Genomic DNA, 12,472 nt, shown 5'->3' on the forward strand with positions numbered 1-12,472 from the left:
CAAGCGCAGGCGCTGCTGCAGCGAGTGCGCTTGGTACGCTTGCTGCGCATCCTCGGGCCCTGGCGCGGGCAGGGCCCCTCTTTTTTCCAGCGAGAGAAGTACACGCGCGCCATGGAGCTGCAGGAGAAGCGGTTGCCGCCAGAGCATCCGGAGCGCTTCGGTCCGCTGTTGGGGATGGGCCTGCTCTCGCTCGCGGAGAGCCACCCGGCCGAGGCGTGGCCGTGGCTCGAGCGGGCCCTGGCGGTGTCGTCCGTGGCGAGGCGTGCCCGCGTCCAGTTTCCCCTGGCCCGAGCGCTGTGGGAGGCAGGGGGGGAGAAGCCGCGTGCCGTGGAGCTGGCCACCCAGGCCCGGGAGTTCTGGAGCCGCCAGGGCCTCGCCTCCGAGGCGAAACAGGTCTCCCGGTGGTTGGAGGCGCATGCACTCTCCCCATCGGTGCATCCCTGACACGCCTGCGGCGCGGCCAGTTTCAGGCACTGCCCTCGGGCTTGAAATCTCCAGGGACCGCGCGGTCCTCGATGCCCAGCCAGCTCTCTAGGGTGCGCTCGAGGAAGAGCACCTCCTCGGCGGTGAGCCCCGCCTCCAGCAGGAGCTGCGTGCTGCCGTCAGGCCGCTGGACCCGCAGCGCATAGGAGTAGTGGATGCGGCCCTTGTTCTTGTGCGTCTTCCGCTCGCCGTAGAGCTGCTGGATGTCCTGACGCTTCAGCCTGCGGGGCAGGGCGAACCAGGGCAGCGGGCCGTGACGGATCTGGAGGCCCGTGCCGGGCGAGGCCTCGATGAACGTCCGGTTGAGGGTCACGACGAGGAGGGGGTAGCCGAAGAGAAGGGAGAGGGCGAGGGTCACCATCAGAGCCTCCTGGGGTGTGCCATTCGTGAGGGGGATCCAGCCGAACGCCCCGGACAAGCCCGCCAAGAGGAAGCACAGAACCGGGACTGCAAGGCACCCGACTCCTGGGGAGTGCCAGCGCCAGGTCAAGCGCATGAGGTCCTCCTGGCGTTCATAGGACCAGGAGCTGCCCGGCAGCCGGTCCTTCGCCGCGCCATCTTCGGTGCGCAGCTCGGCGTCACTCCTGCGGAAGGTGACCATGCTGCCGCAGGTAGAGCAGCTGACGAACTGCCGCTCCAGATCGACGTCCCCCTCGCGGAGCGCGGCGCGGCAGACGGTGCAGTGGGAATCCATGGACGCGAGCATACGGGAGCTCGGGTACCACTCAATCATGAACCGGGGCGAACTCTTCAACCAGCTCAGCAACTCGGTGCGGTCGGGGCAGATCTCCCAGGCGGACGCGCAGAACCTGCTGTCCTCGCTGGCCACAGCAGGCGAGCTCCTCATCGGCAAGGCAATACCCGGCGGTGCCGATCGAAGACACGATCGGCGCGATTGCCGACCTGGTGAAAGCCGGCTACGTGCGATCGATCGGGCTGTCCGAGGTCGGCCCCGAGACGATCCGGCGCGCGGCGAAGGTTCATCCGATCGCCGATCTCCAGATCGAGTACTCGATCGCGAGTCGTGAATCGGCGCCGATGACGCGCGCGCCCACATGCCGCGGTTCACCGGGGCGAATCGCGAAGCGAACGCCAAGATCGTCGCCGGTCTCCAGGGCCTCGCGAAGCGTTGGGGTATCACGCCGAGTCAGCTCGCGATCGGTTGGGTGCTTGGCAAGCAGCCGCGGTTCGTGCCGACGCTCGGCATGCGCACGATGGCCGCGGCCCGGCTGATTCAAGCTTGGCCGGGCGACCAGCTATCCATCGAATGAGATGTAGTTGAAGCGGTTCCTTCGGCAATTCTTCTGCACGACGTAACAGCCTCTAAACTGCGTTGCGAACTGCTCTAGCTTCTGATGGCCGGTGGGCCGAAGACTTCTCATGGTGAGGCGCCCTCCGACGACTTCGCTCCGAAGTTCCAGCAGCTTGCCGCCTGTCCATTTCCCAGGCTTCTCGACAACGAACACGAGCCCCTCCTCCGACGTCTCAAGGTCTACGTCCTTCGTTTGAGGGTCGTCTGAGCGGGATGCAAGCAGCGCCGCCAACTGCTCAAGCTGGCGCACGGTGACGTATGGCGACCTGGAGAGCTGCTGCTTGACGCGGGACATTATCGGCACACCTCCCATTTGAGTCGAGACACAGAGTATTTTCTGCTCAGGTTTTCTTGAGCCCTCGGGTAGGGACCCTGACAGCAGAGGTCCCGGCTTCGAGGACCCAGACGTTTCCACTCACGTCCCCCGCGCAGATGACATCCGCACCAGCAGCTACCGCGTTAAAGGAGTAGAACCCATAGAGCGCGCGAAACGCTCGAAATGGCTGGACCTTGCTGCGGCGCGAAGGGAGAAATCGATCGCTCTGGCCGCGATCGAAATGCCGCGCTCCCCGAGGATCGTCTTCATTCCTGGCCGCTGCGCGAGTGCTGGCCAACACCCAGGAGGCGGCGCTGCTCCCAAAAGCGCTGGGCCTGCCGCGCCGCCCGAGCCGGATGTCCCGGTGTCGTCAGCGCCAGGGCCTGGGCTCGTCCGCTTCTCGATCCAGGAACTCAGGCGCCTGATGCTGAGCATCGCCTGGGCGATACAGCCGACCCTCGACTTCGTGCTGCACTGGAGCCGGTGGCGACGCCGTCATCAGGCCATCGCCAAGCTTTGTCATTACCGACGCAGAAACCCGCGTCTCAAAGTACAACTGTAGTATTAGGCGTCACCGCCTCGTTCTCCCCCGGCACCTCGATGACGGTGCCACCCGGCGCAGGACGTGTCGCGCCGGACGTGGGCCTAACGCGGACGGCTCCTTCGGCGTGCGACGAGCGCAACCGCAATGCCGAGCAAGCAGGCGATTATGCCCGTCGGCTCCATCGCGGACGTGCAGCCGCACGAGCCGCTCTCAGGCGGATCGCCCTTGCAGCCCTCATCGGTCTCTCCGTCACAATCATTGTCAGCTTCGTCGCCGCAGACCTCCGGCCCCGGCGCGCTCGCTACGGCGCTGCAGGCCGTGCTGCCCATGCCGTCGCATTGCAGCGTGCCGCTCACCTTGCACGCGCCCACGCCGGCCGTGCACGCCCCGCCAAGAGCGGAGCCATTATCAACGACACCGTCGCAGTCGTCATCCACGCCATCGCACGTCTCTTGCTCAGGCGAGCCAGGCACCCCGTTGCACGAAGCTCCGCCCGTGGCGTTGCACCCGATCGTGCCGCTCGCCTGGCAGGCGCCGACGCCGACCGTGCACGCCTGGCCGACGTTGAAGCCGTCGTTGAAGGCGCCGTCACAGTTGTTATCGACGCCGTCGCACGTCTCCGCCGACGGCATCCCGGCCACCGCGTTGCACGCTGAGGCTGACGGGAGCGAGCCGACTAGTTTAGACAGGTTGCACGGCGCGCATGGCCGACTGGAGCACGTGCCGAGCCGATGACCCTGCATCGCACGCTGGCGGTGCAGGGGCCCGGCACGCTCCCAGCCGTGCTGCGACGCCTAGGCCGCGATGGGCTCCGACACAGCCTTCGCACGCGCGACCTTCAGCGCATCGGCCCACCAGACGAGCTCGTCGAACAAGGCGTCGCGGCTCTGGGCCAGGTAGGCGTAGTCGTCCAGAGACTTCCCCTGGCGCAGGATGCCGAGCATCGGCTCCATGGCGATGTTCACCTCCTGCTTGATGGGCGCCATCTTCAGCTCGATGGCGATCCCGCGCAGGTGCTCGATCGCGCGCGCGCCGCCGACGCCGCCGTAGCCCACGAAGGCAATCGGCTTGCGGTGCCACTCGTTGTAGGCGGAGTCCAGCGCGTTCTTCAGCACTTCGGTGGGCCCGTGGTTGTATTCCGCCGCGGTGACGATGAAGCCGTCATAGGCGCCGAGCTTCTGCCGCCAGGCCTCGGCGGCTGGATGGGAATAGGCGCCGCCCGTGTAGATCACCGGCAGCGGCTCTTCGAAGAACGGCAGGTTCTGGTCACGAAGATCCAGCACGTCCAGCTCGAAGTCTTTGCGCGTCTTCGCGGCCTGGACGATCCACTTGCCGGGGGTATCGGCGAACCGCTGCGGCCGGGTGCTGCCAACGATCAGGGCTATCTTGAGCATCATCACTCCTCCAGGCGGCCGCGAGGCGCGCCAGCGCCGTGTGAAACGTCTCGAGCGTTAAGTAATGCCGAGGCATGTGCGGCCACAAGGAGGCACCTTGATGATACCTTGGCACATGGGTGAGCCTGCCTCCGACGCATGCCGCCACAAGGAGGGGAACCATGGAGTACCGCAAGCTGGGGCACAGCGGCCTGAAGGTGTCGAGCCTGTGCCTGGGGACGATGACGTTCGGCGAGCCCACCGAGGGCTCGATGATGCACGGGGTGGCGGCCGACGAGAAGACGTCCTTCGCCATCATGGATCGCGCGCTGGAGGCGGGCATCAACTTCTGGGACACGGCCAACGTCTACGGCAACGACGGGCTGACGGAGAAGGTGCTGGGCCACTGGTTCACCCAGTCCAAGCGGCGCGACGAGGTGGTGCTGGCCACCAAGTTCCGCTTCCGCATGGGCAAGGGCCCCAACGACACGGGCGCCTCGCGCTACCAGCTGCGCGCCGCGGTGGAGGGCAGCCTGCGCCGGCTGCAGACCGATCGCATCGACCTGTACCAGGTGCACATGCAGGACATCGACACGCCCGAGGAGGAGACGCTCCGGGCGCTGGAGGATCTGGTGCGCCAGGGCAAGGTGCTCTACATCGGCGCCAGCAACTACGCCGCCTACCGCCTGGTGGACAGCCTGTGGACGAGCAAGTCCCAGCACCTCTCGCGCTTCGTGGCGCTGCAGGCCCAGTACAGCCTGGTGGTCCGCGAGGTGGAGCGCGAGCACGTGCCGGTCTGTGAGCAGTTCGGCCTGGGCCTCCTGCCGTGGTCCCCCCTGGCCGGTGGCTTCCTGTCGGGCAAGTACCGCAAGGGCCAGCCGCCGCCGGACTCCTCGCGCCTGGCCCGGTGGAAGGACCGGCTGGCCGGGTTCGACACTCCCCGGAACTGGCGGACGCTGGAGGCCGTGGACGCGGTGGCCGCCGAGCTGAAGGCCTCGCCCTCCCAGGTGGCCCTGGCGTGGCTGCTGCGCAAGCGCGCCGTCACCTCCGTCATCTTCGGCGCGCGCACCGTGGAGCAGCTCGAGGACAACCTCAAGGCCGCCGCGCTGAAGCTGGAGGACGCGCAGCTGAAGCGGCTGGACGAGGCGAGCGCCCTGGAGCTGGGCTACCCCTACGACTTCATGCAGCGCATCCAAGGCCGGTGGTAGCCAGGCTACCCCTTTGGGGACGCAGCGGGACGGGCCCATGTTTCGCGCGCCCGGCGACGTGTCGACAGAGCCTGTTCGACACGTCGGAAGGGACTCCACGTCTGGCTCATCCGGTCCGTCACCCTCGGTACACTCGATGAGGTGCCGCCGCCCGTTCAAATTTTGAACTGGCATTGCCCTTGCTGTGGACCGCACGTTCCCAGCCAAGGAAAACCAGTTCATGAGCGGAAGACTCGGTCGGATGCTGTTCTCCATGGGCGCGTGCGCGCTCCTCGTCTCCTTCGGTTGCGGAGAAGCGCCGGCAGTGGAACCCGCCGAGGGGTTGAAACAGACCCGGCAGGCGCTGAGCACGGGGGCTGACGTGCTCGTCCAGTCGGTGAGCGGTCCCTCCAGTGCGCTGCCCGAGGGGCCCTTGGAGCTGCAGGTCGGCGTGTGCAACCAGGGCCCGGAGCCGACCGGCATCTTCGTGTCCGGCTTCCTGTCCCCAAGCTCGGCGATCCCCTCCCCGGACACAGAGGTCATCGAGATCAGCTCCGGCTACACGTGGCTGATGCCCGGAGAGTGCAGCTCGGGCCCGCTCCCCTCCCACGGCTATGTGCTGCCGGAGGGCGCCTGGTACCTGGGAGCCCGCGCCACCGGCGACTGGTACGAGGATCCCAATCCGAGCAACAACGCGCGCATCGGGAACCGCATTGGCATTGGCACCGCGCCGGACTTCCTTGTCCAGACGGTGAGCGGCCCGGTCAGCGTCACACCCGGGGCTCCGTTCACCGCCTCGGTGACGGTGTGCAACCCGGGCACCGTGAGCGGCGGCACGGACGTGCAGTTGGTGCTCTCGAGGGACACCACCATCACCTTCTCTCCGAGCGCCCCTGAGAGCCAGCAGGACCTGCCGCTGGCCTCGTTCGCCTCGGGGACGCTGGAGCCCGGACAGTGCGCGACGCAGCAGCTGCCCACGAGCGTGCAGCCCTCGCGTGAGGGGAACTGGTACCTGGGCGCGGTGGCCGACCCGGCCAATGCCGTGCCCGAGCTGATCGAGACCAACAACACGCGCGCCAGCAAGGCCGTGGGCATTGGCTACCGGCCCGACTTCACCGTCCAGTCCGTGAGCAGCCCGAGCAATCTCGTGCCTGGGGGCCCCTTCACCTCCTCGGTCAAGGTGTGCAACCAGGGCACCGTGAGCGGCAGCACGCAGGTTCAGCTGGTGCTCTCGGAGGACACCACCATCCGCTTCTCTCCCACGGGCGATCCCGCGCTTCAGGACCTGCCGCTGGCCTCGTTTGCCTCGGGGACGCTGGCAGCGGGGCAGTGTGCGGTGCAGCAGGTACAGGCCAGCGCGCAGCCGCCGCACGACGGGAGCTGGTACCTGGGCGCCGTGGCCGACCCGGCCAATACCACGCTCGAGTTCAGCGAGAGCAACAACACGCGAGCCAGCAAGGCCGTGGGCATCGGCTACCAGCCGGACTTCCTCATCCAGACCGTGAGCAGCCCTCCCTCCGTCCTGCCCGGAGTGCCCTTCACGGCCTCGGTCAAGGTGTGCAACCAGGGCACTGCGAGCGGCGACGCGCAGGTGCTGCTGGTGCTCTCGGAGGACACCACCATCCGCTTCTCTCCCATGGGCGATCCCGCGCTTCAGGACTGGCCGCTGACCTCCTTCGACACGGGCCCGCTGGCAGCGGGGGAGTGCACCACCCAGCAGGTGGAGACCAGCGTGGTGCCCCCGTTCGACGCGTCCAACTGGTACCTGGGCGCCCTGGCAGACCCTGACAACACCGTGCCGGAGTTCAACGAGACCAACAACACCCGCGCTTCAGGCGCTCTGAACATCGGCTACTGGCCCGACTTCATCGTCCAGTCCGTGAGCGGTCCGGTCAGCCTTGCTCCCGGGGACGCGTTCACGGTCTCGGTCAAGGTGTGCAACCAAGGCACCGTGGCTGGAGACTTCTACCTGGAGGTCTTCCTGTCCTCGGACAGGGAGATCTCGGAGCTCGACTCGCACGTCGGCACCGGGTACCCGGAATACGGGAACTGGTGGCTGGAGCCCGGCCAGTGTCTCTCGAAGCCCGTCTCTGCGACCGCCACGGTGTCAGAGGGGGCCTGGTACGTGGGAGCCCTCGTCCGCGGCTCATGGGAGTTCGTGGAGACCAACAACGCGCGAGCCGGTGGCCTCCTTCATGTCGGCTACCAGCCTGACTACGTCATCCAGTCGGTGAGCGGCCCCGAAGTCGCCGCGCCCGGCAGCTCGATCACCGCCTCGGTCAAGGTGTGCAACCAGGGCACCGTGGCCGGCGGGGACGTGCAGGTGCAGCTGGTGCTCTCGGAGGACACCCTCATCCGCTTCTCCTCCGGTACTCCTCCGGCGGAGCAGGATCTTCCGTTGGCCTCCTTCTCCGCGGGCCCCCTGGCCCCGGGGCAGTGCCAGACCCAGGAGGTGCAGGCCACCGTGCAGCCTCCCCACGAGGGCCTCTGGTACCTGGGCGCCGTAGCCGACCCTGGCAACCAGGAGTCGGAGTTCAACGAGGACAACAACACGCGCGCCGGCAAGGCCCTGGGCATCGGTCACCAGCCCGACTTCATCATCCAGGCGGTGAGCGGCCCGGCCAGCCTCGTTCCCGGGGATGTGCTCACGGCCTCGTTGACGGTGTGCAACCAGGGCACCGAGGGCAGTGGTGGCACGGAAGTGCAGCTGGTGCTCTCTGAGGACTCCACCATCCGCTTCTCTCCCAGCGGCTCGCCGGCGGAGCAGGATCTGCCGCTGGCCGCGTTCGCCTCGGGGACGCTGGCGGCCGGACAGTGCAAGACGCAGCAGGTGCAGGCCAGCGTGTCTGCTCCGCACGAGGGCGTCTGGTACCTGGGCGCCGTGGCTGATCCGAGTGGCTCCGTGCTGGAGCTGCTCGAGACCAACAACGTGCGCGCCAGCAAGCCCGTGGGTATCGGGCACCAGCCCGACCTCGTGGTGCAGGCGGTGCGTGCCCCTCTCAGTGCCTGGTATGGGACATCGGTCACGATCCCGGTCACGGTGTGCAACCAGGGGACCGCGGGAAGCGGGGACACGCAGGTGCAGCTCATCGTCTCGGAGGACACTATCCTTCACATCGATCCCAATGAGCTTCCGTGGGAGCAGGATGTGCTGTTGACCACGTTGCCCGTGGGCCCCCTGGCGGCGGGGCAGTGCACCACGCAGCAGGTGCAGATCGAGGTCAGGGCCTGGAACGAGAGCACCTGGTACTACCTGGGCGCCGTGGTAGATCCCGACAACTCCACGGGGGAGTTCCTCGAGACCAACAACACCCGTGTCAGTGCTCGCTTCTACTTCGGCTACCAGCCGGACCTCATGGTGCAGGCGGTGAGCGCTCCGGTCAGCCTCCTTCCCGGGGAGGAGTTCACGGCCTCGGTCACCGTGTGCAACCAGGGCAGTGGGGTCGTCCCCGGCTCGTATCTGGAGCTGGTGCTCTCCGAAGACACCCTCATCCACTCCTCGCTCAGCGGCGCTCCTGCGGAGCAGGATCTGTCTCTGGCCGTCGTCGAGGTGTGGTGGCTGGCGCCGGGGCAGTGCACCACCCAGCAGGTGCAGACGAGCGTGCAGCCTCCGCACGAGGGCGCCTGGTACCTGGGCGCCGTGGCGGATGCGTTCAACTCCGAGGCGGAGTTCAACGAGGACAACAACACCCGCGCCAGCAAGCCGGTGGGCATCGGCTACCAGCCCGACTACATCATCCGGGCGGTGAGCGGTCCGGCCAGCGTCTCGCCCGGGGCCCCGTTCACGGCCTCGGTGACGGTGTGCAACCAGGGCGCCGCGAGCGCCAGCAGCGCCCAGGTTCAGCTGGTGCTCTCCGAGGACTCCACCATTCACTTCTCCCCCAACGGCTCGCCGGAGGAGCAGGATCTGCCGTTGGCCTCCTTCTCCGCGGGTCCGCTGGCAGTGGGGCAGTGCACCACGCAGCAGGTGCACGCGAGCGTGCAGCCTTCGCATGAGGGCACCTGGTACCTGGGCGCCGTAGCCGACCCGGCCAACGACGTGCCCGAGTTGCTCGAGAGCAACAACGCGCTGGCCAGCAAGCCCTTTGGGCTCGGCCATCAGCCAGACTTTGTCATCCAGGCGGTGAGCGGCCCGGTCAGCGTCCTCCCCGGGGCGCCGTTCACGGCCTCGGTGACGGTGTGCAACCAGGGCACCGAGGGCAGTGGTGGCACGGAGGTGCAGCTGGTGCTCTCCGAGGACTCCACCCTCCGTCTCCCCACCACGGGCTCTCCCGCGGAGCAGGATCTGTTGCTGGTCTCCTTTGCCTCGGGTCCGCTGGCAGCGGGGCAGTGTGCCACGCAGCAGGTGGAGACCCAGGTGCAGCCTTCGCATGAGGGCGCCTGGTATCTGGGCGCCGTGGCGGACCCGGCCAACGCCGTGCCGGAGCTGCTCGAGACCAACAACACCCGCACCAGCAAGCCGGTGGGCATTGGCCAGCGCGCCGACATCGTCATCCAGGCGGTGAGCGGTCCTCTCAACACCCAGGCGTATCAATCGTTCTTGGCGGAGGTCACGGTGTGCAACCAGGGCACCGCCGCGGGGTGGGCGGATGGGCATCTGCTGCTTTCGCGGGACACGCACTTCGACAACTCCTCGGAGCTTCCGCAGCACGAGCAGGACTTCACGCTGGGCACCTTCTGGGCGGGGCTCCTGGAGCCGGGGCAGTGCGCGACGTTGCCTGTGGAAGCCTGGGCGGGGACCGGGGAAGAGAGGAGCTGGTATCTAGGCGCGGTGGCCGATCCCTCCAACTATGTGGAGGAGCTCAACGAGACCAACAACACGCGCTCAGGCGGCCTCATCGGTATCGGCTACAGGGCTGACTACATCGTCAAGGCGGTGAACGCCCCGGTCAGTGTCGTTCCCGGCGAGCAGTTCATGGCCTCCGTCACGGTGTGCAATCAGGGCAACGCGTGGGGCGGGGGGACCGATGTGCAGCTCGTGCTCTCGGGGGATGCCACCATCCAGTTCGCCTCGGGCAGTACCTCCGCTGCGCAGGATCTGCCGCTGAACTCTTTCTTTTTGGGGGTCCTGGAGGAGGGGCAGTGCAGGACGCAGCAGGTGCAGGCCAGCGCGCAGCCGCCGCACGAGGGCACCTGGTACCTGGGCGCCGTGGTCGACCCGGGCAACGCCGAGCACGAGCTCAACGAGGACAACAACACGCGCGCCAGCGAGCCGCTCGGCTTCGGTCATCGGCCGGACTTCGTCATTCAGGCGGTGAGCGGCCCGGCGAACGCGAGGCTCGGAGCGCCTCTCACGGCCTCGGTGACCGTATGCAACCAGGGCACCGTGAGCGGTGGTGCGGACGTGCAGCTGGTGCTCTCCGAGGACTCCACCATCCGTTACGCCCCCAGTGCCCCTTGGGAGGAGCAGGATCTACCGCTGGTCTCCTTCGCCTCGGAGACGCTGGCGCCGGGACAGTGCGCGGCGCAGCAGGTGCAGACGAACGCCCAGCCTCCGCACGAGGGCCTCTGGTACCTGGGCGCCGTGGCGGACCCGGGCAACGCCGTGCCGGAGTTCTTCGAGGACAACAACACGCGCGCCAGCACAGCCCTGGCCATCGGTGACCAGCCGGACTTCGTCATCCAGTCCGTGAGCATCCCGCCCAGCGTCCTTCCGGGTGCGCCTTTCGCGGCCTCGGTGACGGTGTGCAACGAGGGCACCGTGAGCAGTGGCACGGACGTGCAGCTGGTGCTCTCGGAGGATGCCACCGTCGTCTCCTCCTCCACGGGCGCTCCGGAGGAGCAGGATCTGCTGTTGAGCTCCTTCGCCTCGGGGACGCTGGCGGCGGGCCAGTGCAGGACACAGCAGGTGCAGCTCAGCGTGCAGCCCCCTCATGAGGGCGCCTGGTACCTGGGCGCCGTGGCCGACCTGGCAAACACCGTGCCGGAGTTCCTCGAGCTCAACAACGGGGGCGTCAGCAAGCCTCTGGGCATCGGGGTTCGCCCTGACTTCATCGTTCAGGCGGTGAGTGGTCCGGCCAGCGCTGAGGGCTACTCTTCGTTCATCATGAAGGTCACGGTGTGCAACCAGGGCACCCTCGCAGGGAGCACGGGTGGGCACCTGGTGCTGTCGCGGGACTCGACTGTCGAGAGCTCGCCCGTTCCTCCTCCGGGGCAGGGGGACGTCCTGATCGGCTACCTCTCCACGGTGGCTCTGGAGCCGGGGCAGTGCGTGACGCAGGAGGCGCAGACCGGGACGCCGGGTGTCGATGGGGACTGGTACCTGGGGGCGGTGGTGGATGCCGACAACACCGAGCCAGAGCTCAACGAGACCAACAATGGCCGCGCTGGCCGCATCATCAGCCTTGGCTACAAGCCCGACTACATCATCCAAGCCGTCAGCGGCCCCACCCGGGTCGTTCCCGGCGAGCCGTTCACGGCCTCGGTGACGGTGTGCAACCAGGGCACCCGGGATGGCTGGGACACGCAGGTGGTGCTGGTGCTCTCGGAGGATGCCTCGATCCACTTCTCTCCCAACGCGCTCCCGGCGGGCCAGGATCTCCTCCTGGGCTCGTTCTCTCCGGGGCTCCTGGGGGCAGGGCAGTGCCAGACGCAGCAGGTGGAGACCCACGTGCAGCCTCCGCATGAGGGCACCTGGTACCTGGGCGCCGTGGCCGACCCGGCCGACGACACCTTCGAGCTCAACGAGGCCAACAACTCGCGGGCCAGCCACCCGGTGGGCGTTGGCCACCGGCCGGACTTCCTCCTCCAAGCGGTGAGCGGTCCTGCCAGCATCTCGCCCGGGGTGCCCTTCGCAGCCTCGGTGAAGGTGTGCAACCAGGGGACCGTGGGCGGTGACGCGCAGGTACAGCTGGTGCTCTCCGAGGACGCCACGATCTCCTTCACCCCCAACGGCTCGCCGGAGGAGCAGGACCTTCCGCTGACTTCGTTCGCCTCGGGGCTGCTCGAGCCAGGGCAGTGCACGACGCAGCAGGTGCAGGCCAGCGTGCAACCTCCGCACGAGGGGGCCTGGTACCTGGGGGCTGTGGCGGACCCGGCCAACGCCGTGCCCGAGCTGATCGAGACCAACAACACGCGCGCCAGCAAGCTCCTCGGCCTCGGCTCTCAGCCGGACTTCGTCATCCAGGAGGTGAGTGGCCCGCCCAGCGTCCTGCCGGGGCAGCCGCTCATGGCGACGGTCAAGGTGTGCAACCAGGGCACCATGAGCAGTGGCACGGACGTGCAGCTGGTGCTCTCCCAGAACACCACCATTCACTA

The 12,472-nt window shown here is 67.7% G+C and carries 7 protein-coding genes and 2 pseudogenes; 5 read left to right on the forward strand and 4 right to left on the reverse strand.

Annotation, left to right across the window (positions count from 1 at the left end):
* A pseudogene (locus tag VD972_RS17425) lies at positions 1-444 on the forward strand (hypothetical protein); the annotation flags it as partial.
* Positions 445-466: 22 nt separating this feature from the next.
* On the opposite strand, the gene VD972_RS17430 reads toward VD972_RS17425, so the two are convergent.
* Positions 467-1,216: a hypothetical protein gene (locus VD972_RS17430; RefSeq protein WP_324988445.1), complete on the reverse strand. Its 750-nt coding sequence runs from the start codon at positions 1,214-1,216 to the stop codon at positions 467-469.
* A 173-nt stretch (positions 1,217-1,389) separates the two neighbouring features.
* On the opposite strand from VD972_RS17430, the pseudogene VD972_RS17435 reads away from it, so the two are divergent.
* A pseudogene (locus VD972_RS17435) lies at positions 1,390-1,461 on the forward strand (hypothetical protein); the annotation flags it as partial.
* 77 nt (positions 1,462-1,538) lie between these two features.
* Entirely contained in the window at positions 1,539-1,754 is a 216-nt protein-coding gene (locus VD972_RS17440) for a hypothetical protein (RefSeq protein ID WP_324988457.1), read from the forward strand.
* Here VD972_RS17440 and VD972_RS17445 read toward each other — a convergent pair.
* The 3 genes from VD972_RS17445 to VD972_RS17455 form a co-directional block, all read right to left on the reverse strand.
* A complete protein-coding gene (locus VD972_RS17445; protein WP_324988448.1) occupies positions 1,740-2,090 on the reverse strand; it encodes a hypothetical protein in 351 nt (116 codons plus the stop codon). The two genes, VD972_RS17440 and VD972_RS17445, sit on opposite strands and share 15 nt — an antisense overlap.
* A 666-nt stretch (positions 2,091-2,756) precedes the next feature.
* On the reverse strand, positions 2,757-3,287 hold the full coding sequence (locus VD972_RS17450) for a MopE-related protein (RefSeq protein ID WP_324988450.1): 531 nt from the start codon (positions 3,285-3,287) through the stop codon (positions 2,757-2,759).
* A 162-nt stretch (positions 3,288-3,449) separates the two neighbouring features.
* Positions 3,450-4,052 carry an NAD(P)H-dependent oxidoreductase gene (locus VD972_RS17455; protein ID WP_324988452.1) on the reverse strand — a complete coding sequence of 201 codons (603 nt, stop codon included), beginning with the start codon at positions 4,050-4,052 and terminating at the stop codon, positions 3,450-3,452.
* 158 nt (positions 4,053-4,210) lie between these two features.
* Between VD972_RS17455 and VD972_RS17460 the strand changes: the two genes are divergently transcribed.
* The gene (locus VD972_RS17460; RefSeq protein ID WP_324988454.1) at positions 4,211-5,236 is read left to right on the forward strand and encodes an aldo/keto reductase; all 1,026 of its coding nucleotides are present in this window, start codon (positions 4,211-4,213) and stop codon (positions 5,234-5,236) included.
* Positions 5,237-5,456: 220 nt separating this feature from the next.
* A partial coding sequence (locus VD972_RS17465) for a CARDB domain-containing protein (protein WP_324988456.1) occupies positions 5,457-12,472 on the forward strand: 7,016 nt, incomplete at its 3' end.

Origin of the sequence: Hyalangium sp. (assembly GCF_035629615.1) — a bacterium.
GTDB lineage: Bacteria > Myxococcota > Myxococcia > Myxococcales > Myxococcaceae > Hyalangium.

What these genes read in the sequence shown, in the direction of transcription:
- VD972_RS17445 (WP_324988448.1), bottom strand. Translation starts at nt 2,090, where the DNA reads ATGTCCCGCGTCAAGCAGCAGCTCTCCAGGTCGCCATACGTCACCGTG.
- VD972_RS17450 (WP_324988450.1), bottom strand. Translation starts at nt 3,287, where the DNA reads ATGCCGTCGGCGGAGACGTGCGACGGCGTCGATAACAACTGTGACGGC.
- VD972_RS17430 (WP_324988445.1), bottom strand. Translation starts at nt 1,216, where the DNA reads ATGATTGAGTGGTACCCGAGCTCCCGTATGCTCGCGTCCATGGATTCC.
- VD972_RS17455 (WP_324988452.1), bottom strand. Translation starts at nt 4,052, where the DNA reads ATGATGCTCAAGATAGCCCTGATCGTTGGCAGCACCCGGCCGCAGCGG.
- VD972_RS17440 (WP_324988457.1), top strand. Translation starts at nt 1,539, where the DNA reads ATGCCGCGGTTCACCGGGGCGAATCGCGAAGCGAACGCCAAGATCGTC.
- VD972_RS17460 (WP_324988454.1), top strand. Translation starts at nt 4,211, where the DNA reads ATGGAGTACCGCAAGCTGGGGCACAGCGGCCTGAAGGTGTCGAGCCTG.